The sequence below is a fragment of the Bacteroides sp. NGMCC 1.200775 genome (assembly GCF_040798045.1).
GTDB lineage: Bacteria > Bacteroidota > Bacteroidia > Bacteroidales > Bacteroidaceae > Bacteroides > Bacteroides hominis.
Map to the genome: position 1 here is coordinate 116,268 of NZ_JASCQK010000004.1, position 24,784 is coordinate 141,051.

Below are 24,784 nucleotides of genomic sequence, written 5' to 3' on the forward strand. Positions count from 1 at the left end.
CAAGAGTCTTAATGAAACGTTCCAGAATTCTATACATTGCCGTTATCGGCCTTATCCTGATTTTAGCCGCCGGTTGGGCATATTCTGTACAAAGTCACCAGACGGAACAGATGGAGAAGAATATACAATTGGTTTATTCGTTCGGTCCAAATGATATAGGATATGGTAAGTTCCGGCAAAATCTGGAAGAGGAACTGAAAGCAAAAGGGATTACTCCACGGATTACAGAATTTTATTTAAATTGTGAGTTTTACAACGAGCAGGAGGAAGTAGAACGCATGCGCGGTTATCTGGATTCTGTTGGTGACGAAAGTGTGGATATGCTGCTGGTTGTAGGAGATCAGGCTGCTTATTCGGTTTTGAAGTCGGCACACCCTTTGCTGCGGAAGCGTCCTGTTGTGCTGAGTAACATTCATTTTCCCAACGAAGAGCAGTTGAGGCAATACGAGGATGCACCGGTATATTTACTTTCCGATAGACCCGATTTCAAAACGAACATCGAATTCATGAAGCGGCTGTTTGGCCGTAACAATATCACTGTGGTATATAACCTGGATTTAACATTTTTGGGAAAATGTTCTATGAAGAGGTTACTGGAGGAGGAGGATAAAAAGAATATTGTTATATGGGGGAGACAGAAAGGTATTTTTGATTCGAACATCTATCAGACTCTTTATGGTCTGGCTCAGAAAGAAAATCTGGCCATAATGGACCGTTTTTCCCGAAATGAGGATACCAAGGATTTTACGATAAAGATGTTTCCTTTCCGTTATATGGCAGGGTTGTCTCTGCTTGTGATTACCGGCATGCCCGAAGAACGGCAACATGATACGGCTTTTTTGCTGGATAAATGGGATGTTTCGACCATGCCTGTTTCCCGCGTGCTGAATATTCCTTCATTCAGTTGCATCCGTGAGGGGTTTAATGAAAATATCGGCATTGTAGGTGGATATATGGCTACCGATGCAATATCGGCAGGGGTCGTAGCTTTGCTGGCAGAAGAACTTTGGGTGGGGAATGGAGTTAAAGGGCCTAAACGCCGCGAGCTTGCCAAGGAATATATCTTGGACTGGACCCCTTTTTCTGCTTTTAAAGTTTTTGATGTAGCCAATGTACCGGAGAATGTAAAAATACTCAATCGGCCTTTTTACGATAAATATCGTCGTGAAATATATGTCTCCGGAGCTGTCTTTGTCTGTTTGTTTATTGTCTTGTTTATTGCCCTGCTGCGCATCCGCCGCAAAGTCCGTTGTGAACATGAAGATATACAGGCTTTGAAGAGCGCACACGAGCATCTGTCTCTTTCCACCTCGGGAGGAAATATCTCTTTGTGGTATATACGCAGGGGAGAGCTGAACCTGGACGAGAACTTTGTACAACTCACCGGTATCAAGTGCCGGCGCTATGCTTTCAGGCAATTCTTAAAGTATCTGCATCCCGATGACATGCAGTGTATTGAGAAATTATTCAGGGAGACGAAAGAGTTGCAGGTGATGGCTCTGCAGCGGCTGCGGTTCTGCTTTGATGAGGCGAAAGGGTACGAGTGGTTTGAATGCCGTTGCGACAGCCTGAAGGATAATCAGGGAGAATTGGTGATAGCAGGTGTCATACAGAATGTACAGGAACTGGTACGAAGGGAGGACGAACTGATCAGGGCGAAAGAGATTGCGGAAAACGCTGAACTGAAGCAGTCGTTCCTGGCTAATATGAGCCATGAAATACGTACACCGCTAAATGCCATCGTCGGCTTCACCAACATCCTGGTAGACGAGACGGCCGGGGAGCTTGACGAGGAGGAGAAGAAGGATATGATCGGAATTGTGAATCATAACAGCGAGTTGTTGCTCAAGCTGATCAGTGATGTGCTGGATATTTCGCGACTGGACTCCAATAATCAGGAATTTGTCATAGAACGGTATGACCTGGCGAAGATTGTTTCTGAAATTTATCGTACCCATCAGGTGATCATTCATCCTCCTGTAGAGTTCCGGTTGAAGATGGACGATAGCTGGACTGTGTATGTGGCAGTGGATAAGCTCCGCCTGATACAGGTCATTTCCAACTTCCTCAGCAATGCGAACAAGTTTACTGTGGAGGGTAGCATTACGCTGGGATGTGAAGTGGATCCTGGGCGGGCCGAAGTAGGCATTTATGTGGAAGATACCGGCAAAGGGATCGACACCGGACACCTGAACGCCATTTTCGACCGTTTTTATAAAGCGGATGAATTTGCGCAGGGCACCGGATTGGGATTGTCTATCTGCAAGGTGATTGCCACACGGCTGTCCGGACGTGTCGAAGTGCAGTCTCAGGTCGGAAAAGGCAGTCGTTTTACTCTGGTGCTTCCGTTAATGAGGAATTCGGAAGGATGATTTCCATAATCTCTTCTTCCATATGGGAGCGGTGTATGGCATAGCCTTTCCAGCATTCTTCTATCCGGCCATTCGGCGCTATCAAGATAAAAAATGGTATGGATTTTACTCCGTAACGAGCTGCAATGCCTGCCAGTCCCTGCCCGTCGCTGAGGTTGTCCCATAGAAAATCCCGGCTACCCTTTTCCCAACTTTCACGACTGCCTACATTTATACTGATAATTGCCAGTTTGTCCGGACACGAAGATGCCAGTTCTTTTAATCCGGAAACAGATTTTACGCAAGGTGCGCAATATTGATCCCAGAAATCCAGTAGAATGTATTTGTTTTTATTCAGGTAATCTGACAGTTTGCAGGAATTTCCTTCCAAGTCGGTCAGTTCTGCATCGATGTATTGATCTCCCCTTTCGGGCGCTTTGTTAGGGTAAAAACAAGATTTGATTAATTTCCCATAATAGGTTTGTTTTTGTTTTCCTGTTAGTTTGGCATAGGTCTCTTTCCCTGTGCGGAGATGTTCCGGGCTTGTCATCCAGGAGGCATAAGCACTCGTTAAAAACAGCCACACTAAGCCGACATCTGTCAATTGCGGCTGTTCATGCAGATTGTTGAGTATACGAATCTGTCCGGGTAAATCATTCTGTATCATCTGGCTCGATAGTATCCGGATGCTGTCCGGTGAAAGAGATTTATCCCATAATTGCCTGCTGTTCATCCGGCTCGTCATTACCATGTTGTCCTTTCCCTTCAATTGCCGGTATAAATCTTCTTCCGATTGTTGTGGCATATTGTTCTTCACAATCCATGTTTCGGGTACTTCCGAATTGGCGGATATCCTTATCGTATCATCACCGACCCACAAACGCAGGCCAAGTGTGCCGATTGCTTTCTCCGTTCCATACAGGTAGATGAGATCCGGTGTTTTCTTTCTTTCTCCTTCCAGATGGAAGGTACCGTTGCGGACAACATCGGATGTGAAACAAAAGGTCGGGCCCATTCCGTTCCAATATCCCAGATAAAGAATGGAGCCGTCCGGGATATATCCATTCGTTTGCCCTTCGATAACGAAATGTTGTGCATTTATATTCCAGAAAGAAAGACAAAACAAAAATAAAAGCCATACTCGTTGATATTTCATAGTTACTCCCTCCTCCGTTTTTGGGTTGTGATTATCCGGTTACTCTCGTCCGGCTCCACTCTCTTTCAGTCTCTTTGTTACTTAAGGGGGGGGAGGGGGAATTGGGTAACTTTTGTTGGTTGGGACAAATTAACTAAATGTTTTAGTTGTATGACGTGTTTTTATAGTTAATAAACTAAAACAGGTCGTTGTTTGGATAATTATCCTTGAAAGGTAGCTAACGGGCAAAAAAAATAAGCTGCCTCCGCAAAGGAGGCAGCTTATTTTTATCAATCGGAAGTCCGTTTGATTATTTCTTACGGTTACCGTAACGGCTCATGAACTTGTCAACACGTCCGGCTGTATCTACCAATGTAGATTTACCTGTGTAGAACGGGTGAGAAGTGCTTGAGATTTCGACTTTCAGCAACGGATAAGTTTCACCTTCGAATTCGATGGTCTCTTTAGTTGCCACAGTTGATTTAGACAAAAACATATCACCGTTTGACATATCTTTGAATACTACCGGACGGTATGATTCAGGATGAAGACCTTTTTTCATTTCAATATTTGTTTTTTAAATTATTATATCGTTTACTATTTGGTAAGAATAGTGTAATGGTCATTTTTCAGAGCGCAAAGATAATGCTTTTTTGTTTCTTAGGAAAAAAGTTTCGGAAAAAAAGTCGTATTCTCGCTTTTTTTTAAGACTTTTGCAGGGTTGACGGAGAAAATCCGTTGGTTTAAAGTCAAGGTCCCGCTGGTTTGAAATCCCAAAAGGACATTAAATAGTTAAGAAATGAACTAAATTCACCACAGGGCAACACAGAGTTTTATAGAGATTTTTTCTTCTTTCCAATATCCTGATAACAAGAACTTAAGGCTCTGTGTTGCTCTGTGGTGAATCAAACTTAAAACAAAATTATGAAGAAACTGATTATTGCATTCGGCTTTTTAGTTTTGCTGTCTGTCGGTGTCCGTGCGCAGGAGCACAAAGACGGGCTGTACAGCGTTGCCTTTTACAATCTTGAAAACCTGTTTGATACCATTCACGATGCCGGAAAAAACGATTATGAATATCTGCCGGATGCTGCTAAGGGATGGAACTCGGAGAAGTATCACTCCAAACTGAAAAAACTGTCCAAAGTGCTGGGTGAACTATCGCGCGATAAAGTACCTGCCGGACCTGCCGCCATTGGGGTGGCCGAGGTTGAAAACCGGAATGTACTTGAAGACCTGATTCGCCAACCGGAAATGGCTGCGGGAGGTTATCGCTACATACATTACGAAGGACCCGATAAACGGGGAATCGACTGTGCGTTGCTGTATGATCCCAAACAGTTTACTCCCCGTACGACGGCATTGGTTCTTTCCACTCCGTTCGAAGGAGATACGATTCACAAGACCCGTGGATTCCTGATCGTCGGTGGTGAACTGGCAGGCGATAAGGTATGTATGATTGTAAACCATTGGCCATCCCGTGGGGCGGAAGAGCCTGTGCGTATGCATGCCGCCATGCAGGTGAAGGCATTGAAGGATTCGTTAATGCGTTCGGACAAAGACCTGAAACTGATTATTATGGGTGATCTTAACGACGACCCGATGGATCAGAGCCTTGCCGTGCTGGGAGCTAAGAAACACGTCGAAGATATGACGGAGGATGACCTCTATAATCCTTGGTGGGTGACGCTGGAAGATAAAGGAGTCGGCACTTTGCTGTATCGCGGCAAATGGAATCTGTTCGATCAGATTATTATTTCACCCAGTCTGCTTCAGGCTGCAAAAGGACTGAAATATGATCATAACGAAGTCTTTCTGCGTGAATACCTGTTCCAGCAGGAGGGCAGATACAAGGGTTCACCGTTGCGCACCTACGGCGGTAAGGTATGGTTGGACGGTTACAGTGACCACTTGCCTACCATAATATATATGAGGAAACAATAAAACCCTTTATTTGCTACGTAGACATTACAAACGGCTCTTAAAGGATGGGAAATAAATTGAAATAGGATTGAATTGCACCCGTCGGGCGGATATTTCCGTCCGACGGTTTCTCTATTCAAAGGATTATTCTTACTTTTGCGTAGAATTTTTGATTCACTAACAATAAACTTTTAAACAAAATGGTTAATTACAAAGATTTAGGTCTGGTAAACACTAGAGATATGTTTGCTAAGGCTATCAAGGGTGGATATGCAATCCCTGCATTCAACTTCAACAATATGGAACAGATGCAGGCTATCATCAAGGCTGCTGTAGAAACTAAGTCTCCGGTTATTTTGCAGGTATCAAAAGGTGCTCGTCAGTATGCTAACGCTACACTGTTGCGTTACATGGCTCAGGGTGCTGTAGAATATGCAAAAGAATTGGGCTGCAAAAAACCTGAAATCGTTTTGCACCTCGACCACGGAGATACTTTCGAAACTTGCAAAAGCTGTATCGACTCAGGCTTCTCTTCTGTAATGATCGACGGTTCTCACCTTCCTTATGATGAAAACGTTGCTCTGACTAAGAAAGTTGTTGACTACGCTCACCAGTTCGATGTAACTGTAGAAGGTGAACTCGGCGTATTGGCCGGTGTAGAAGATGAAGTTTCTTCAGACCACCACACATATACTGAACCGGATGAAGTAGTTGATTTCGTAACTAAAACAGGTTGCGATTCATTGGCTATCTCTATCGGTACTTCTCACGGTGCTTATAAATTTACTCCGGAACAGTGCCACATCGATCCGAAAACTGGCCGTATGGTTCCTCCTCCGTTGGCATTCAACGTATTGGATGGCGTAATGAAAGAACTTCCGGGATTCCCTATCGTTCTTCACGGATCATCTTCAGTTCCTGAAGAAGAAGTTGCAACCATTAACCAATTTGGTGGTGCGCTGAAAGCTGCTATCGGTATTCCTGAAGACGAGTTGCGTAAAGCTGCTGCTTCTGCTGTTTGCAAAATCAACATCGATTCAGACTCTCGTTTGGCTATGACTGCTGCTATCCGTAAGGTATTTGCAGAAAAACCGGCTGAGTTCGACCCACGTAAATACCTGGGACCGGCTCGCGACAACATGGAAAAACTCTACAAGCACAAAATCATCAATGTGCTGGGTTCAGACAATAAGTTGGCTGAATAAAAAAACATGATGTTGTTCATGTTTATTTAATTTACATTTTTGGAAGGCCACTCAAGCGATTGAGTGGCTTTTTTTAGGCCGGTCCGAAAATCCGGTTGCCATCCGGTTCGGGTTTTGATTCACTACGAAGGGGTACAGAAGGCACAGAGTTTTCATCTTTTGTTTATGAAAGGTTCCGGAGAGAAATTCTCTTCTGTGAGAGGTTATTCTCTTCTGTGGTGAATAATCAAATTCACCGGGTTTCCGGGACTGGCTTATCAAAGTTTTACATGCCGGGATAAATGGTTTTACGTACCGGGGTAAATGGTTTTACATGCCGGGATAAAAGCCTTTACATACCGGAGATAATGTCTTTACATACCGGGATAAATGGATTTACATTGAAAGAAAAATATTGGTAAATATAATCTGTTGATTATCAAATTTATCGGGACGGTTGTCAAACTACATATTTGCCGGATGAATCTTTATTATTTCCTCGTTCGTTATACCATATCGTCTCCCGTCTTTACGACAGCCACTTTCAATGTCTTATGGAAAGGGATAAAAGCTGCAACGACTGCAACCACCAGTGCCAGTATCAGCACATAACCGATCAGTGTTTTCAGTGCCAGTAACAGAGATTGCTGTTGCAAAGTGGAGTACAGGCTGTTGGTTGCCAACTGGCCGGCTTCGCTGAATTCGTGCCCCTGTGCCAGGGCGCTGTTCAGTGCCTGGTTATATTTCTGTTCGGCTATTGGATTGGTCAGCGTCATATTTTCCGAAAGAACATTCATGCCTTTCACCTGAAGATAATAGAGCATGTTATTGAAAAACGAGGCCGACAGGACCGGTGCCAGTGCCGACCGGAAGGAAATCAGGAAGAAAGCGTTGGACAGTGTCAGGCGCGGGTCTAAATCTTCGACGACAAAAACGCCGAATGCGATAAACAGGACCATCATGCCCACTCCCCGGAATAAAATAGGGAGGTAGAGCATTTCGTAAGTGCCATACGGGGTTATGCCAAAGTAGAGAATTGCCAGATAAATGACGTAACAGAACATGCCGCCTGAAATCAGAAAGCGAAACCGCCACCGTTGCCATCGGAACCACCAGAAACAAATAATCGCTCCCACGACATAGCCGGGCAACAGCCACAGGCTGAGTGAATTGGCGTGAATGCTGTCTACCCGGATAATACTGTTCATGTAGTTGGTCACCAGTGAACTGGTGGCTGTCAGAAACATGGCGAGTACCATGAAGCCGTATCCGATGATGGATTTATGCAGAGTAAGTGGTTTCAGACTGACGAAAGGCTTCGGCTGTGTCCGTTGCCGGTAGATGAAAAGAGCTATCAGGAGAGGGATGATGAATACGTATACTCTTATTTTAGGGGATGCGAACCAGTCGAGTGTTTTGCCATAAGTGAAGGTATAGAGTGTCAGCAGATAGGCAGAGGCAATGATGAACATGCTCTTTCCGTCCATCTCCTTGAACGGGATGTGGACGGGGCGTTGTGCGTAACGGAAAAAACACAATACAAACAGAATGGCAACCAGTAGAAGGATGGTGACGAAATAGTACATGTGCTGCCATTGATAATGATAGGCCAATTGTGCCGTGATAGCCATTGACAACTGTCCTCCGGAGAAGACAATGGGATAGAAGTAGGCGTAAAATTCACTTCGTATGTTTTTGGGACTGAAAAGTGGACGGATCAGGATGATGAACTCGAGCATGACGAAACCTTTGAGGAATCCCATGAAGAAACAGCATCCCATGATGACGTCCATGCTGCCTGTCTGTGCACAGATCAGGCTGAAGAAAACCTGTAGCAATAAGTCTGTGAGCAACAAGGTCTTCGAAGTGGCTATAGCACGTATTTTCGGTACGATGGGGTAGGCTACAGCCATCCCCACCGAAGCTGAATAATAGGCCATCGTGATATCTTCACTCATCACTCCCAGCGTGTTCGACACTTCGATCATACTGCCTGTGTAAGCTCCGTTGAGCAGGGTGATGGGAAAAATGACGATGAACATCGTTACGATGCCCAACCATTGGGGCACCCAGGGGCGGGTAGGGAGGTTGAGCTTTACCATAGGCTTATGGGCGGACCGCCTCCGTTTCTACCATCATTCCGGCACGGAGGCATTCCATCTCTTTGGGTGAGGCATCGTTGAGGTCAATGCGGACAGGAATGCGCTGCTGTACTTTGACAAAGTTCCCGGCCGAATTGTCGGTAGGCACCAGGGAGTATTTTGACCCGGTAGCTTCGGAAATGGCCGTGACGGTTCCATGAAAAGTCCGGCCGCTGAAAGCATCTACTTTAATGCGAACCTTTTGTCCGATGTAGATGTGGGCTATCTGAGTCTCTTTATAGTTGGCAGTTACCCATTTATCATTGCCTCGTACCAAGTACGAGAGAGTCTGTCCCCCTTGTACGAACTGTCCCGGTTCAAGGGTGCGCCGTCCCATGTATCCGTCATAAGGTGCGGTGACGACGGTATATGACAGGTTCAGTTTAGCCATATCCACTTCGGCCTCTTTACGGAGGATATTGGCTTCGGCACTGGTACTGCGTTTACTGGTTTCAGAGTACTGCGATTGGGCGGCTTCTTTCTGGCGCAGGAGGGCATTGTAACGTGCCCGGGTCGCTTCAAAATTTGCTTTTGCCAGTTCGTAGTCCTGTTGGCTGATGGCCTGTTTTTTCAGGAGCCGGGTGTATCGGTTCAATTCGGCTTCCTGCTGTGAAAGCCGTGCTTGGGTTTCGGCTATGTTGGCGTCCTGTACGGCAATGTTCACCCCTGAGGTCCGGATGCCCGAGTTCAAAACCTCTCTGGAGCCTAAGGCATCCATCAAAGCGGCTTCCGCATCTTTGAGTCGGATCCGGTATTCACGGTCATCCAGAATCAGGAGCGTGTCGCCGGCATGTACATACTGGTGCTCGGTGAAACGTACTTCTTTGATATATCCCGGTATCCGGATGTTGAGCGGAGCGATGTATTGGTCCACTACGGCATCATTGGTTATTTCGTAGCGGGCATATTTCCAGAAATAGTTTACTGTCCACGAGATACCTGCCAGTGCTAATAATATGCATACCGTGTTGAGAAAGATGTTTCTGTGCTTCAGCTTTCTTAATTCTTTTTGTTTCGCTTGATGGGTGGACATGGCCTGAGTTGATTTTAGATTTCGTTGAGAACTTCGTACAGTCTTTTTAAATCTTCGGTACATTCGTTTATCCGGCTGACCTCCATCTCTATTCCCGTTTGGGTATAGATATCGTTGATCAGCGGTTTCACTGTAAGGGCAAGTTCCTCGCCCTGTGCTGTAAGAAAAATCAGCCGGTTTCTCCGGTCGGATGAATCTTCTTTCCGTATCACCCAATTCTTCTTCTCCAGGTTATTGATCAGGTTAGTCAGGCAAGCTTTGTCTTTTGCCGTTTTCTCTGCCAGAGACTGCTGGCTGATGCCTTGTTCGTTCCACAGGCAATTCATTACTTGCAGCATTTCGAAGGTCATATCTACGTTGTGCCGTTTGAGCACCCGTTGAAGGGTTTGACGGAAAGCCATCCGGGTTCGCAGGATTTGTAGAATAAGCTCGCGTGCCGATTCGTTGTTTGTCATCGTTGTATTCTTTTAGTCGGTGCAAAGGTAGCGATATTCTTCGATAATAGTCAAATGTTTGACTATTATTATTCGTGACAAAATTCACCACGGAGTAACACGGAGTAATACAGAGGTGAGTTAAGTTGTTGATTATTAGTGTAAATTCTCTGTGCTACTCTGTGTTACTCCGTGGTAAAAAGACTTTTGACACCCCGAGCCTGCTTTGGGGTGAACGGGGCTAAAGCTCTATGACCATTGACTGGCGTGGAGCCATTGTCAGTTCCTCGTTCAGCATTATCATTTTTCCGCTAATGACGTCTTTGCCTTGAGTTTTATCTTTCAGTACTTCAGCGTAATATTTTAGAGGGAGTTTCACCTCCTTATCCGTACCGTTCAACAGGACAAATACTGTTTTTCCGTTATATTCGCGTGCATAGGCATATACACCGTGCTGAACCATGAACTGTTTCATGCTGCCTTTGGCAATCACATCGTTGCCTTTGCGCCAGTTCAGCAGATTGCGGTAGAAGTTATAGCTTTCGTTCTGTAGTTTGGTACGTCCCTCCGGAGTAAGAGCGTTTTCTTTATCATTGGCCCATCCGCCGGGGAAATCTTTTCTGACATAACCGTCGCTTTTGCTCTTTACTCCGTTCATCATGACTTCGGTTCCGTAATAGAGCTGCGGAATGCGCCGGGTGGTCAGCAAAAGGGTAGAGGCCTGTTTCAGCATGTCGAGATTTTCACCTTCACCCAGAAAGCGGTCGGTATCGTGATTCTCTATGAAAGCCAGCACGGATGCGGGATCGGGATACAGATAATCGTATACAAAGTTGTTGTATACCCGATCCAGACCTTTGAACCAGGTGTCGGTCTCTTCATTCTTGGCAGTGTTGATTTTGTCGAAGAAACTGAAGTCCATCACAGTTTTCAGGTTACTGTTGCGTGGTGCGGAGAGTTTGGAATCTTTTTGCCACCAGGCTGTGTAGGCAGGTTCGGTTACCCAGGTTTCGCCTACCGTGTTATAGTTGGGATATTCTTCATTCAGTTCCTTCATCCAGTTGCTCATGGCATCGTAGTCGGCATACGGGTAAGTATCCATCCGGATGCCGTCGATATCGGCATATTCAATCCACCACAAACTGTTTTGCAGGAGATATTTGTATACGTGAGGGTTCTTCTGGTTCAAGTCGGGCATGGCTTCCACAAACCAGCCGTCATTCATCTGGTCGAAGTCATACTGTGAGGCGTACGGATCTACGTGAGGAGTCAGTTTGTAAGACGTCTGTACGAAGTTGTCTTTAAAATCGGAGTGGTTGAACCAGTCCTTCGAAGGCATATCCTTGATCCAGGGGTGTTCTACTCCGCAATGGTTGAAGATCATATCCATTACGACTTTAATGCCCCGGTTGTGAGCTTTGTCTATCAGCGAGCGATATTCTTCGTTGGTACCGAAACGTGGGTCTACTTTGTAATAATCGGTCGTGGCATAGCCGTGGTACGAACCGCCTTTCATATTGTTCTCAAGTACCGGGGTGAACCAGAGTGCGGTCACTCCCAGGTCGGTAAAGTAGTCCAGGTTTTGTTCAATACCGGCGAGGTCACCGCCGTGGCGGGCGTTCGGGTCATTGCGGTCTACTTTATATTCTGCCATGCCTTCTATCTGGTCGTTGTCCGGGTTTCCATTGGCAAAGCGATCCGGCATTAACAGATATAGGGCATCCGATGCGTCAAAGCCTTTGTGGTCGGCTCCTGCTTTGCTACGTGCTCTCAATTCGTAATCCTTAACCAGCTTTTTCTTTCCGAGAGTGAATGTAATAGGCATTTTCCCCGGTTTAACATCTTTATCGAGATGAAGATAGACAAGCAGATAATTGTTGCTTTCCAGCTTCACGACGCTGCTGAGTGATACTCCGGGATAGTTTACTGATACGGATGCCTGGCCGATGCCTTCGCCGTATACCATTAACTGGAGTCCCGGATTGTTCATGCCGGTGAACCAGAAGGGCGGATCGATTTTTGATACGTTCATGGCTGCATAAGTACTTAATGAAAGTAAGAGAGAACCTAAGAAGAACAATAATTTTTTCATGATATTAGCTCGTTATTATTTAGATGCTGCTAATATAGGATAAATCATCGGATTGGTTCCTGTTTTCTTCCTTACTGTCCGCCATCTATTTATGCAAACGTTTTCATAGGAGATGCTTAAACCTGAATCGGGCATTTGTAATGTGCACAAAAGCCACTTTGGATACCTACTTTTCTCCTTTGAAGAATTTTTCCTTTCGGATACTTTCCAGTTTATTGGCGGCACTTTTATAATAGTCTATGCGAGGTGCGGGCTCCTCTTCTTCGACGTCGCTATCTTGTTGCAGCTCTATTGCCTTCTGTTGGGACTTTGTTCGTAAAAAAGCTTGCAAGTAGCGCTCTGTGGCTTTTGTATCTTTGAGTTTATCGGATAGAAAGGCCATGTTATAAAGCAATATATGCCTGTCGGGGGCATACTTATATTGTTCTTTGATTGCTTTTATCTGCTCGCGGGTCTGTTTGGCCTCTTTATAACAATCCGCAAGTCCGAAATAGAGACGTTCCATTATACTGTCGGTGGGGATAGTCTGGTCGATGGCCTGATTCAGGTACTCAATCCCATCTTGTTTCCATAAAGTCTTGGAGCAGGAGCGTCCCAAGTAGTAGAGCAGGTTGGCGCTGGGGGACTGGCGGGATTTTGCTTTAAGCAGCCAATCGCGTGCTTTAAAGTATTCTTTCGTGGCATAATAGCTGACCCCCAGATAATAACATGTCAGCAGGGTACTGTCTCCCTGGCTTGTCAGATCTTGATAACGTTTGATTGCCATGGGGTAGTCTTTGTGCAGACAATAAGCCAGGGCGTTCTGTCGGTTTACCTTTACATTGGTACTATCCATTTGGCGATATCCTTCTGTCAGGGAGATTGCCCCTTCATAATCCTGCATTGTATTGAGTATGCTGCCCAATCTGGCAACAGACAGATAGTCGGAAGGATATTTTCTGATGATGGAAATGTAACATAACATGCTTTCTATCGGCATGTTAAGTCCTTCCATACTTTCTGCCATTAATCGTAATACGGTAGCGGAACTGTCTTTTTTGGCCAATGTGACGCTTTCGTGCAGTGCATCTCCATATCGTTGCTGGTTGTATAGTAGACGGGTGTATTGCAGGTGTGCGTAAGTATGTTCCGAATTTAACTTCAAAACTTTCCGATAGTATTCCAAGGCCTCGTTGTACTTGCTCAGTTGCCTGCAACATTCAGCGGCTTCTATCAATGCCTGCTGGTTTTCGGGTAATTCGGAAATGATATGTTGTAAAGTGGACAAGGCTTCGGCAGTGTGTCCCAATCCCTTTAAAGCCTTGGCTTTTTGTAACAATAATTGCGATGAAGCAGTTTCTCCATCGATCAGTCTGATGGCCGTTTTGTAGTCATAGTTTGCCATTGCTTCCTGGATAGAAGTTACGTTCTGAGCGGACAATGCTACATTGAAGCCCAGACAGAGGAGGATCAGGAGGTATTTCATATGAGTAAATATAGGTTTTGTTATTTCGGGCTTTGTTCCGGTATTCCCTCGTTGAAGAATTTTTCTTTCTGTAAGTCCTTCAGCCACTTATCGGCAGCGTTGTAGTAGTTTTCAAGTCCCAGAACGAGTTCTCCTGTTTCGGCGGTGGCTTCCTCCTTTTTGGCGTCTTTGTTCCGGGTCTTTAAGAAGGCCTGCAAATAACGTTCGGTTGATTTGTGGTCTTTTAGCTGATATGAATAATTCCAGGCGATGTCATAAAGTAGTTTATGGTTCGTCTTATCATATTTATACAGCTCTTTGAGGGCTTGGATTTGTTTGGGTGTGTCTCTTGCCAGTTTACAGCAATCGACCAAGCCTTTGTAAAGACGGATCATGGCACTGTCTTTGGGGATGGTCAGTTCGATGGCTTTCTCCAGATGTTCTATGCCTTCCTTTTTCCAGGAAGTCTTGGCGCAACATCGTCCCAGATAATAGAGCAAGTTCGGATCTTCTTCCATATCTTTGTACAGTTTGCTGAAGCATGCGTGTGCTTCATAATAATATTCATCTGCGTAATAGCTGATTCCCAGATAGTATAAAGTTTGTGTACTGCTGTCTCCCTGCTGGCATAGATTTTCGTAACGTTTGATGGCCATCGGGTATTGTTGGGCACGACAATAGGCAAGTGCGTTTTGCTGGTTTACGATCAGGTTGGTTGAATCCCGTTCTCTGTAGCGTTCGGTCGCTTTGATCGCGTATTCGGGATATCCTGCCGCTATGTTCAGATTTCCCAGTTTGGCCGCTGCTAAATAGTCGTCCGGGTATTTGTCCTGAATGATTTCATAACAGCCGATGGCAGGCAGTATTTGTTGCATTCCTTCAAGGCTCTGTGCCTGTAGGTGGAGTACCACGGCCGAACTGTCCGTTTCGGACATCATTGAGCTCTCTCCAAAAGCTTCGGCATAATTTTTCGTATTGCAAAGCAAGTTGATAAATTGCAAGCGGGCATACTTGTTCTTGGGATTCAAGGTGATGGTTTTCCGGTAATAGTCCAATGCATCGTTATATTTAGCCATTGCTTTGCAACATTCCGCGGCTTCGATGTGTGCCTGTTGGTTGGTAGAATCTGCCGTAATTACTTGGCGGATGACACGGAGAGCCTCGGCGTTGTTGCCGATTCCTTTCAGGGCTTTGGCTTGCTGCATCAATAGCGGGATGGTAGGCTTCTCTTTGTTGATCAGTTCAATGGCAGTCTCGTAATCATAGTTTGCCATTGCTTCCTGAATCTTGTTTTGATTCGTGTTCTGTGCCGTTAGTATGGGGCTAAGACACAAGCAAAAGATAAAGATGAGTGGTTTCATAGCTTTTGTTTTCATAGGACGTATGTTTTATTGCCTGCAAGTTAGTAAAAATATCGTTTCTACGAAGGGTTCGTAACGTCTTTTAGATAGATTAACGTAAAATGCAAGGCGCCTCTCTTTTCGCAAAGAGAGACGCCCCGGTTCTATTTTATGAAAAAGCTTTTAAACTACATAAGGAATCCGAGCAGGATACCGGCAGCTACGGCTGAACCGATTACTCCCGCCACGTTCGGACCCATAGCGTGCATCAGCAGATAGTTGGTCGGATCGTATTCCAAACCGACCACCTGTGAGATGCGTGCCGAGTCGGGTACGGCAGATACACCTGCATTACCGATCAGCGGATTGATCTTGTTGCCTTTCTTCAGGAAGAGATTGAAGAACTTCACAAACAAGACGCCCGAGGTAGTGGCAATGATGAAAGAGAATGCACCGAGGATGAAGATCAGGATAGAATCCCAGGTGAGGAATTGTGAGGCTTGTGTAGAAGCTCCCACAGTCAGTCCCAACAGGATAGTGATGACATCGATCAACGGACCGCTGGCAGTATTTGCCAAGCGACGGGTTACACCGCTTTCTTTCAATAAATTACCAAAGAACAGCATACCCAGCAAAGGCAGACCCGACGGAACCAGGAAGCAAGTGAGCAACAGACCCACGATGGGGAAAATCACTTTTTCGGTATGCGATACGATTCTTGGTGGTTTCATGCGGATCAGGCGTTCGTGTTTAGTGGTCAGCGCACGCATGATAGGTGGTTGTATCACCGGTACCAGTGCCATGTAAGAATAGGCTGATACGGCGATGGCACCCATCAGGTTCGGAGCCAGTTTGGACGAAAGGAAGATCGCCGTCGGTCCGTCGGCACCACCGATGATACCGATAGCACCGGCTTGGTTAGGCTCAAATCCGATGAGGAGGGCAATGATGTAAGCACCGAAGATACCGAACTGTGCGGCAGCTCCGATCAGCATCAGTTTGGGGTTGGAGATCAGTGCCGAGAAGTCCGTCATGGCCCCGATGCCTAAGAAAATAAGCGGCGGATACCAACCGGAGGTTACACCTTGATAAAGGATGTTCAGTACCGAACCTTCTTCGTAAATACCCACTTTTAATCCGGCTTCCATATTGAATGGAATATTACCGATCAGAATACCGAAGCCAATGGGGATCAGCAGCATCGGTTCAAATTCTTTGGCTACGGCAAGGTAGATAAAGAAAAGACCGATTAGCAACATGAAAAGATGTCCGGGTGTCGCGTTTGCGAAACCGGTGTATCCCCAGAAGTCAACAAGGTTATTCCCTAAGAATGATACGAAATCTCCCATAATTATTCAATGATTACGAGGTCTGTACCTTCAAGTACAGAATCTCCTTTATTAACTTTAATTTCTGCTACTTTTCCATCTTTATTGGCATTGATGTTGTTTTCCATCTTCATAGCCTCAAGGATGATGATAGTCTGGCCTTTCTTGACAGTGTCTCCTGCTTTCACCTTGATGTCGAGGATGACACCCGGCAGCGGAGATTTCACGCCGTCTCTCTTGGAAGCTGTCGGCTGTTTGGTCACTACCGGAGCTCCCGATTCGGTTTTCGGAGCGGCTGCCGGACGGGTAACCGGTTTCGGAGCAGCTTTGACAGGAGTATCCAACTCTACTTTGTAAGAGGTTCCGTTTACTTCAACATTGGCTATGTTATCTTCTACATCGTTCACTGTAACGTTGTAAAGGTTGCCGTTGATTTTATATTTATATTGTTTCATTGCTTCATTTTATTAGGGTTAGTAATTATCTTCTCGGAGTCTGACGCAGTGTGTAGATCTTCGAACTCCACGGTGAGTAGGTGCGTTTCACTTTGTTGATAGTCAGAATCATGTCTTCAACGTCGTGAGCGTCATTCAGGTATTCGTGCAAAGCCATGGCGATAGCGGCAGTCTCTTCACCTGTGTGGCTACCCAGGTTTTTCTCCTTCGCCTCCGTCTTGTCGGTGATACCGGTGGCTTTCATTGCGTTTTTCTTACCCAGTCTGACAGCGATATTACCTACCGCCTTGAATGAAAGATACAAAAGTACCAAACCAATGAATACGACTGACATGGCAATGATGGCCATACCAATACCGATAGAGTCGTGCTTTTTGAAGTTCTCGATCTTCGGGTTTTTGTCGATAGTCATATTGTTGGTGCTTGGAGTGACATAGCTATGTTCTCCACCACCTTTTACTACCCAGTTAGCACTTCCGTCTTTTTCACGGGCGTATGAACGGTCGGCAAGCTGACCGGCAGGGATGGTTACCTCGTCAATCAAAGTTTTACCGTTGGAATCATACAGAGCAATGTAGTTCTCTTTGTCCGGATCGAGCGTAAAGTTTACATGAAACGTACCCCGGTTAGGCATCCCGTCTGCCCAGAACAAAGCATGTTGGCGTGGCTTGATTAACGTCAGCACGTCGCCTTTGGGAATAGGATATTTGGTCGGATTGTTTTTATCGTTCGTCAGAAAGCAACCTTCCAGATTTACCGAAGCGAAAGAGGTATTGAATATCTCTATCCACGCATTGTGCAGTCCGTAATCATCCTGATAGTTCTGGTCGTTGATGACCAAAACTTCATTGATTTTCAGACTGGTGGCACTTTGCGCCCTGAGCCCCATGCAAACCATTGCCAGCAGAGCGATAAATATCCCGATTCTTTTCTTATTCATAACAATCGATTTTTATTTGTTACAATGGAATATTACCGTGCTTTTTAGCAGGGTTGGTTAATTTCTTAGTTTGCAACTGTTGCAAAGCGCGGATCACGCGGAAACGAGTGTTTCTCGGTTCGATAACGTCGTCGATGTAGCCGTATTTGGCCGCATTGTACGGGTTGGCGAAGAGTTTGGTATACTCGGCTTCCTTGTCTGCCAGGAATTGAGCAGGGTTTTCCTGATCTTTGGCTTCCTTGGCATACAATACCGCTACTGCACCGGCACCACCCATTACGGCGATTTCGGCTGTCGGCCATGCATAGTTCATGTCACCGCGGAGTTGCTTGCAGCTCATTACGATGTGTGAACCGCCGTAAGACTTACGCAGGGTTACGGTCACTTTAGGTACAGTGGCTTCGCCGTAAGCATACAGCAATTTGGCTCCGTGCAGGATCACACCATTGTACTCCTGACCTGTGCCCGGAAGGAATCCCGGGACGTCTACCAATGTTACCAGCGGGATGTTGAATGCGTCGCAGAAACGAACGAAACGGGCGCCTTTGCGTGATGCGTTGCTGTCGAGCACGCCTGCCAGATATTTAGGTTGGTTGGCAACCACACCTACCGACTGTCCGTTCATGCGGGCAAAACCGATGATAAGATTTTTGGCGTAGTCTTTCTGTACTTCCAGAAATTCACCGTTGTCGATGATGGCACCGATCACTTCGTACATATCGTACGGTTTGTTCGGGCTGTCGGGGATAATTTCGTTCAACAGGTCATCCATACGGTCGATCGGGTCGGTACAGTTCACCAATGGGGCTTCTTCCAGATTGTTTTGCGGGATAAAGCTGAGAAGTTTGCGGATGATCGCCAGACCTTCTTCTCCGGTTTCGGCTGTGAAGTGGGTTACACCCGACTTGCTGGCATGTACGCTTGCACCTCCCAGGTCTTCCTGAGATACGTCTTCACCTGTTACTGTTTTTACTACAGCAGGTCCGGTGAGAAACATGTAAGATGTACCTTCGGTCATCAGCGTGAAGTCTGTCAGGGCAGGAGAGTAAACCGCACCTCCGGCACACGGACCGAAAATACCCGAAATCTGTGGAATAACACCCGATGCCATGATATTACGCTGGAAAATTTCAGCATAACCGGACAGAGCGTTGATACCTTCCTGAATACGTGCGCCACCCGAGTCGTTGATACCGATAACAGGAGCACCCATCTTCATGGCCATGTCCATTACTTTACAGATTTTCTGTGCCATGGTTTCCGACAGTGAACCACCGAATACGGTGAAATCTTGTGCGAAAACATATACTAATCTACCTTCTATTGTTCCATAACCGGTTACTACACCGTCGCCGAGGAAATGTTTCTTGTCTTGTCCGAAGTTAGTACATCTGTGTTGAACAAACATATCCAGTTCTTCGAAACTACCTTCGTCAAGCAACTGTGCAATACGCTCGCGGGCCGTATATTTGCCTTTGGCGTGTTGTTTTTCAATAGCCTTTTCGCCACCACCTAAACGAGCCTGAGCGCGAAGTTCAATAAGCTCTTTTACTTTTTCAAGCTGGTTACTCATGAGTTTTTCTTAATTTAAAGGGTTATAATATTTACGATTAGACGATTTGCGATGTACGGTTGAAAATTGATAACCAAAGGTGTTTTCAATCATACATTCTGTGCTTGTCAAGTCGTATCTCTTTTTTAGTGTTCACAGAGTTCGGTCAGTACGCCCAAAGTTGATTTCGGGTGAAGGAAAGCGATATTTAAACCTTCGGCTCCTTTGCGCGGGGCTTTGTCGATCAGGCGGATTTCCTTGCTTTCGGCTTCTGCCAAAGCGTTAGCCACACCGTCTTCAACGGCAAATGCAACGTGATGAACACCTGCGCCTTTGTTTTCGATGAATTTGGCGATGGTACTTTCCGGACATGTCGGTTCCAGTAATTCGATTTTGGTATCACCTACCTTCAGGAAGGCTGTTCTTACTTTTTGATCTTCTACAGTTTCGATGTTGTAGCATTTCAAACCTAATACGTTTTCATAATACGGAAGGGCTTCCTCGATACTTTTTACGGCAATGCCCAAGTGTTCAATGTGTGAAATCTTCATAACTATATTTTTTAATTTTGGTTTTAATCGTCTTTTTGGAATGGTATAAAACAGCACAAAGAAAATCAATTCTTGTTTAATAAAGAAATTTTTCTGCAATTAATTATGGTGAAAATAGGTTTAAAACCCAAGGGGCGTAACTTTAAAAGGTAGGCATTGTTGGTTTCAAGCCAATTCTTCTTTGGTTTTAAACCCAGAGGATGCTTGATTTTTAGACATATATTTTGATCAGCAGATTGTTCAGCCACTGCCAGCGGAAGCGGAACCAGCGCCGGGTACTGCTTTGTTTGCCGCCGAAGCGGAGTACGAAGTCGCGGTAACCGTGTTTCTTGAAGGGGAGTCCGGCATCCATGAATTCCATGTGACGGAACCCGTTTTGATGTGCGTCTTGTAAAGCTTTCCATACAGCCAGTATACCCGGGTATTGCAGAGCATAGGTTTTCCGCATACCTCCCGAGAACCACAGGTAGGCATCGTTGCCTGAATAGATACAGGCAGATCCTCCGATGATTTTTCCTTTGTAGCGGACAATGAAAATTTTACCTTGCTTGCTGTGGATCAGCCGTGTGTCCATGTGCTGGAAAAAGATGATATTGGGAAAGTGTTTACGGATGCGGGACGAGTAGAGATGTCGCAGCATGTTCGAGAATTCGCGGATTTCTTCTATCGTGTGTGCTTCGTCTACCGATGCGCCATTTTTCAGCCCTTTCTTGATTTGGCGGATACGGGAAGGGCTGAAACGCTGTTCCGCACTTTCGGTGCCGTGTAGTGAATTGCGTACCCGCAGCCAGTTGACAGGGAAGTATTTGTTCGACCGGAAGTATTTGTAACCGAACATGGCATTTTCAAGATTGCGAAATTCTATCAGGAACGAACTCCGCAATACTTCTGTGGTGAGATGCTCCAGCATTTCACCGAATATTTTTTCCTTATCGGCTTCTGCTGTCAGATATTCGCCGGTGCCATAAACTTCACATCGCTTGATAAGGGAAGGAGGAAACATGCGTATGCTTTTGCGGATGGCGGCAAGTAGCCGGGCAATTGGTTTTCCATCTTCCGAAGCCATGATCAGGAGCGGAGTGTAGCCCGGAGTTTCTTCATAAATCTGAAATAACTCCTTTGAATGAAATGTATTGGTTCCGGGAAAATCCGGAATTTCACTCCCTTGGTAATATGTAGTCAGTTTTAATGGCATATCGGGACAAATTTACATTTTTTATTTCTCTTTACAACATTTGCGGGGCTTATTTTGTTGACCTGTTATTTTGTGATTATCTTTGTAGATATACTACAATAAAATCCGTTTCGATTATGTTAGAAGAAATTCTTGAATTCAACAAAAAGTTCGTTGAGAACAAGGGATACGAAAAGTATATTACTAACAAGTACCCCGATAAGAAGATCGCCATCCTTTCATGTATGGATACCCGTCTGACTGAGTTGCTGCCTGCTGCTTTGGGAATCCACAACGGAGACGTGAAGATTATAAAGAATGCCGGTGCCGTCATTTCCCATCCTTTCGGCAGTGTCATCCGTAGCTTGCTGGTAGCCATCATCGAACTGGGGGTGGAAGAAATTATGGTCATTGCCCATTCGGATTGCGGTGCTTGCCACATGAACAGTGATGAAATGATTGCCCACATGAAAGAGCGGGGAATCAAATCTGAAACGATCGACATGATACGCTACTGCGGTGTTGACTTCAGTTCGTGGCTGGGAGGTTTCGACGATCCGGTTGAGTCTGTCAGGGGGACGGTCCGTTCTATCGAGAACCATCCGCTGATCCCGAAAGACGTCCGGGTGCATGGCTTTATCATCGATTCACTGACCGGTGAATTGACGAGAGTGGAATAAATTGCCTATCTTTGCAGGGAAATCATTACCGGTTATGCCGATTCATACAGATCGGACTTTTTATTATGATTCTGTATAAGTCTGCGGTAAATGTTCGTTTATTAAAAACAATGCATTTATAGTATATGGAAAATTTCAGTGAACTGATAAAGAAACGCCGCAGTATGCGGAAATTTACAGGAGAAGAACTTTCTCAGGAGGAGGTAGTCGCTTTGCTGAAAGCGGCTCTGATGGCTCCCACTTCTAAACGTAGCAATAGTTGGCAGTTTATCGCGGTCGATGATAAAAAGCTGCTTAGCGAACTCTCGCACTGTAAAGAGCAGGCTTCTGCTTTCATAGCCGATGCCGCGCTGGCAATTGTGGTTACTGCCGATCCTTTGGCAAGCGATGTTTGGATTGAAGATGCTTCCATTGCTTCCATCATGATTCAGCTTCAGGCCGAAGACTTGGGATTGGGCAGTTGCTGGGTGCAGGTACGCGAGCGTTATACTGCTGCCGGAATGCCTTCCGATGAGTTTGTGCGTGGTGTGCTCGACATTCCTTTGCAATTACAGGTGTTGTCCATTATTGCGATCGGGCACAAAGGCATGGAGCGCAAGCCCTTCAATGAAGATAATCTGCAATGGGAGAAAATCCATATTAATAAGTTTGGAGGCAAGTAGCGGTGAGTGCGGTAAAAGCAAACAATAAAGATACATATAAAGCCACGGCAGTCACCCTTATTGTGATAGGGATGCTCTATCTGATAGACAAACTGATACACTTTTCTGCATTGGGTATACCCTGGGTGATGAATAAAGATAATCTTTTGCTCTACACTGCGGTTATTTTCCTGTTTATCAAACGGGACAAATCCGTCGGCCTGGTGCTGCTCGGATTGTGGTTGGTACTGAATATCGGCTTGATTGTCTCACTGCTTGGTTCGATGTCCGGTTACCTGCTGCCCTTGGCTTTATTGATAATCGGAGGTATATTGTATTTGATTTCAACACGATGAAAAGAAGTATAGAAGATACACCGATTGTGTTTATCGGTGCCGGAAATCTTGCCACAAATCTGGCAAAGGTTCTTTATCGGAAAGGATTCCGTATCGTACAGGTATATAGCCGTACGGAAGAGTCGGCCCGTGAGCTGGCGCAGAAAGTAGAAGCTGAGTATACGACGAGCCTTGAAGAGGTGAATCCATATGCAAAGTTGTATATCATTTCGCTCAAAGATTCCGCCTTTGCCGAACTTCTTCCCGCTATCGTAGCCGGTAAACGGAAAGAGGCATTGATGGTGCATACGGCAGGCAGCATTCCGATGAGTATTTGGGAAGGACATGCGTCACATTATGGGGTGTTCTATCCTATGCAGACTTTCAGTAAGCAACGGGAAGTCGATTTTAAGGAGATTCCTTTCTTTATAGAAGCTTCGTCGACCGAAGATGCCGCATTTCTGAAAGCTATTGCGTCTACCTTGTCGAACCGTGTATATGATGCCGATTCGGAACAACGCAAGAGCCTTCATCTGGCTGCTGTGTTCACATGCAATTTCACTAATCACATGTATGCCCTTGCCGCCGAACTGCTTAAGAAATATAACTTGCCGTTCGACGTGATGTTGCCGCTAATTGATGAAACGGCTCGTAAAGTGCACGAATTGGAACCTAAAGCAGCACAGACGGGACCTGCGATCCGTTATGACGAGAACGTCATCGGCAATCATTTGCGGATGCTTGCCGATGATCCCGGGATGCAACAATTATATGAATTACTTAGCCGAAGTATCCACGAAAGACATTAACCCCAAATATAAATAAGAATGAGTACTATCAATTACGACCTCACCCGGATTAAAGCACTTGCTTTTGATGTAGACGGAGTGTTGAGTGCAGATGTGATTCCACTCCATCCGTCGGGTGAACCGATGCGTACGGTAAATATAAAAGACGGCTATGCGATCCAGCTGGCTGTGAAAAAAGGTCTTCATATTGCCATTATCACAGGTGGACGGACCGATGCGGTGCGGAAGCGCTTTGCCGGATTGGGGGTATCCGATCTCTATTTAGGCTCTGCCATAAAGATACACGATTATCGTGATTTCCGTGACAAGCACGGACTCGCGGACGAGGAAATACTCTACATGGGCGATGACGTTCCCGATATGGAAGTGATGCGTGAGTGCGGATTGCCCTGTTGTCCCAAAGATGCCGCTCCCGAGGTGAAAGTCGTTGCCCGCTACATTTCATATGCCGACGGCGGATACGGTTGCGGACGTGATGTGGTGGAGCAAGTACTTAAAGCGCAAGGCAAATGGTTGTCGGATGATGCTTTCGGGTGGTGATTTTTAGTATATAACTCTTTAATTTATTAGTATGCTTGCTAACTTGAATCGTTATAAAATCGTATTGGCATCTAATTCTCCACGACGGAAAGAGTTGATGACCGGCTTGGGGGTAGATTATGTGGTAAAAACATTGCCTGATGTCGATGAGTCTTATCCCGACTCTCTGCAAGGCGAAGAGATTCCGCTGTTCATAGCCCGTGAGAAAGCGGCCGCTTATCAGTCTGCGATGCACCCGGAGGAACTTTTGATAACTGCCGATACCATAGTCTGGCACGAAGGTAAGGCACTTGGGAAACCTTCCGGACGTGAAGATGCCATAGAGATGTTGCGAAATCTTTCCGGTAAGTCCCATCAGGTGATCACCGGGGTATGCCTCACCACCTGTGAGTGGCAAAAGAGTTTCGCTGCTGTGACAGATGTCCGTTTCGCAACACTTGATGAAGACGAAATTATTTATTATGTCGATCACTATCAGCCAATGGACAAAGCCGGTTCGTATGGCGTGCAGGAGTGGATCGGTTTTGTCGGGGTTGAATCCATTTCCGGCAGTTACTTCAATGTAATGGGGCTTCCTATCCAGAGGCTATACCGGGAGTTGAAACAACTGTAGGAGGCTGTTTCTGACGCTAACTTCATATCGCTTGATTTCGTATGGCATTTTCCTCGTTCATCGGAAGGAGGAGAATGCCATACGTGTTT

The 24,784-nt window shown here is 45.7% G+C and carries 23 protein-coding genes; 9 read left to right on the plus strand and 14 right to left on the minus strand.

The genetic code is table 11. From position 1 onward, the window contains the following. Nucleotides 1–11: 11 nt before the first annotated feature. The gene (locus QK890_RS12220; RefSeq protein WP_367627358.1) at nt 12–2,372 is read left to right on the plus strand and encodes a sensor histidine kinase; all 2,361 of its coding nucleotides are present in this window, start codon (nt 12–14) and stop codon (nt 2,370–2,372) included. Here QK890_RS12220 and QK890_RS12225 read toward each other — a convergent pair. Both QK890_RS12225 and QK890_RS12230 read right to left on the minus strand, forming a co-directional pair. Further along, nucleotides 2,332–3,507, minus strand: coding sequence for a TlpA disulfide reductase family protein (locus QK890_RS12225; RefSeq protein ID WP_250702728.1), 1,176 nt, complete (start codon nt 3,505–3,507; stop codon nt 2,332–2,334). The genes QK890_RS12220 and QK890_RS12225 overlap by 41 nt on opposite strands. Before the next feature lie 289 nt (nt 3,508–3,796). Next, nucleotides 3,797–4,048, minus strand: coding sequence for a type B 50S ribosomal protein L31 (locus QK890_RS12230; RefSeq protein WP_005780644.1), 252 nt, complete (start codon nt 4,046–4,048; stop codon nt 3,797–3,799). A 362-nt stretch (nt 4,049–4,410) separates the two neighbouring features. Here QK890_RS12230 and QK890_RS12235 point away from each other — a divergent pair, with 362 nt between their 5' ends. Next, nucleotides 4,411–5,430 carry an endonuclease gene (locus QK890_RS12235; protein WP_005780642.1) on the plus strand — a complete coding sequence of 340 codons (1,020 nt, stop codon included), beginning with the start codon at nt 4,411–4,413 and terminating at the stop codon, nt 5,428–5,430. Between the two features lie 179 nt (nt 5,431–5,609). Then, nucleotides 5,610–6,614, plus strand: a complete 1,005-nt coding sequence (locus tag QK890_RS12240) for a class II fructose-bisphosphate aldolase (protein ID WP_005780641.1) — start codon at nt 5,610–5,612, stop codon at nt 6,612–6,614. Nucleotides 6,615–7,099: 485 nt separating this feature from the next. On the opposite strand, the gene QK890_RS12245 is transcribed toward QK890_RS12240, so the two are convergent. The 12 genes from QK890_RS12245 to QK890_RS12300 form a co-directional block, all read right to left on the minus strand. Then, on the minus strand, nt 7,100–8,695 hold the full coding sequence (locus QK890_RS12245) for an MFS transporter (RefSeq protein ID WP_005780639.1): 1,596 nt from the start codon (nt 8,693–8,695) through the stop codon (nt 7,100–7,102). 4 nt (nt 8,696–8,699) lie between these two features. Beyond that, complete coding sequence (locus QK890_RS12250; RefSeq protein WP_044301030.1) at nt 8,700–9,767, minus strand: HlyD family secretion protein; 1,068 nt, start codon at nt 9,765–9,767, stop codon at nt 8,700–8,702. A 14-nt stretch (nt 9,768–9,781) separates the two neighbouring features. After that, complete coding sequence (locus QK890_RS12255) at nt 9,782–10,222, minus strand: MarR family winged helix-turn-helix transcriptional regulator (RefSeq protein ID WP_005780636.1); 441 nt, start codon at nt 10,220–10,222, stop codon at nt 9,782–9,784. Nucleotides 10,223–10,442: 220 nt separating this feature from the next. Then, nucleotides 10,443–12,293 (minus strand): glycoside hydrolase family 13 protein, encoded by a 1,851-nt coding sequence (locus QK890_RS12260; protein WP_367627359.1) that lies wholly within the window; start codon nt 12,291–12,293, stop codon nt 10,443–10,445. 166 nt (nt 12,294–12,459) lie between these two features. Then, nucleotides 12,460–13,758 (minus strand): tetratricopeptide repeat protein, encoded by a 1,299-nt coding sequence (locus QK890_RS12265; RefSeq protein WP_367627360.1) that lies wholly within the window; start codon nt 13,756–13,758, stop codon nt 12,460–12,462. 20 nt (nt 13,759–13,778) lie between these two features. Beyond that, nucleotides 13,779–15,113 (minus strand): lipopolysaccharide assembly protein LapB, encoded by a 1,335-nt coding sequence (locus QK890_RS12270; RefSeq protein WP_032531667.1) that lies wholly within the window; start codon nt 15,111–15,113, stop codon nt 13,779–13,781. A gap of 152 nt (nt 15,114–15,265) precedes the next feature. Beyond that, on the minus strand, nt 15,266–16,426 hold the full coding sequence (locus tag QK890_RS12275; protein ID WP_005780630.1) for a sodium ion-translocating decarboxylase subunit beta: 1,161 nt from the start codon (nt 16,424–16,426) through the stop codon (nt 15,266–15,268). A gap of 2 nt (nt 16,427–16,428) precedes the next feature. Continuing rightward, nucleotides 16,429–16,860: a biotin/lipoyl-containing protein gene (locus QK890_RS12280; protein ID WP_005780629.1), complete on the minus strand. Its 432-nt coding sequence runs from the start codon at nt 16,858–16,860 to the stop codon at nt 16,429–16,431. Nucleotides 16,861–16,885: 25 nt separating this feature from the next. Next, nucleotides 16,886–17,800: an OadG family transporter subunit gene (locus QK890_RS12285; protein ID WP_005780627.1), complete on the minus strand. Its 915-nt coding sequence runs from the start codon at nt 17,798–17,800 to the stop codon at nt 16,886–16,888. Nucleotides 17,801–17,819: 19 nt separating this feature from the next. Continuing rightward, complete coding sequence (locus QK890_RS12290; RefSeq protein ID WP_005821186.1) at nt 17,820–19,373, minus strand: acyl-CoA carboxylase subunit beta; 1,554 nt, start codon at nt 19,371–19,373, stop codon at nt 17,820–17,822. A gap of 125 nt (nt 19,374–19,498) precedes the next feature. Continuing rightward, the gene (gene mce, locus QK890_RS12295) at nt 19,499–19,903 is read right to left on the minus strand and encodes a methylmalonyl-CoA epimerase (protein WP_005780623.1); all 405 of its coding nucleotides are present in this window, start codon (nt 19,901–19,903) and stop codon (nt 19,499–19,501) included. Between the two features lie 211 nt (nt 19,904–20,114). Next, complete coding sequence (locus tag QK890_RS12300) at nt 20,115–21,098, minus strand: GNAT family N-acetyltransferase (RefSeq protein ID WP_250713670.1); 984 nt, start codon at nt 21,096–21,098, stop codon at nt 20,115–20,117. A 116-nt stretch (nt 21,099–21,214) separates the two neighbouring features. On the opposite strand from QK890_RS12300, the gene QK890_RS12305 reads away from it, so the two are divergent. The 6 genes from QK890_RS12305 (at nt 21,215) to QK890_RS12330 (ending at nt 24,695) form a co-directional block, all read left to right on the plus strand. Next, entirely contained in the window at nt 21,215–21,757 is a 543-nt protein-coding gene (locus QK890_RS12305; RefSeq protein WP_005780619.1) for a carbonic anhydrase, read from the plus strand. A 125-nt stretch (nt 21,758–21,882) separates the two neighbouring features. Then, nucleotides 21,883–22,419: a nitroreductase family protein gene (locus QK890_RS12310; protein ID WP_367627361.1), complete on the plus strand. Its 537-nt coding sequence runs from the start codon at nt 21,883–21,885 to the stop codon at nt 22,417–22,419. A gap of 2 nt (nt 22,420–22,421) precedes the next feature. Next, nucleotides 22,422–22,754, plus strand: a complete 333-nt coding sequence (locus QK890_RS12315) for a hypothetical protein (protein ID WP_005780616.1) — start codon at nt 22,422–22,424, stop codon at nt 22,752–22,754. Next, on the plus strand, nt 22,751–23,542 hold the full coding sequence (locus QK890_RS12320) for a Rossmann-like and DUF2520 domain-containing protein (RefSeq protein WP_005780614.1): 792 nt from the start codon (nt 22,751–22,753) through the stop codon (nt 23,540–23,542). The genes QK890_RS12315 and QK890_RS12320 overlap by 4 nt, the downstream gene beginning before the upstream one ends. 18 nt (nt 23,543–23,560) lie before the next feature. Continuing rightward, on the plus strand, nt 23,561–24,082 hold the full coding sequence (locus tag QK890_RS12325; RefSeq protein ID WP_122329861.1) for an HAD family hydrolase: 522 nt from the start codon (nt 23,561–23,563) through the stop codon (nt 24,080–24,082). A 31-nt stretch (nt 24,083–24,113) separates the two neighbouring features. Further along, entirely contained in the window at nt 24,114–24,695 is a 582-nt protein-coding gene (locus QK890_RS12330; RefSeq protein WP_220654094.1) for a Maf-like protein, read from the plus strand. The last annotated feature ends 89 nt before the right edge of the window (nt 24,696–24,784 follow it).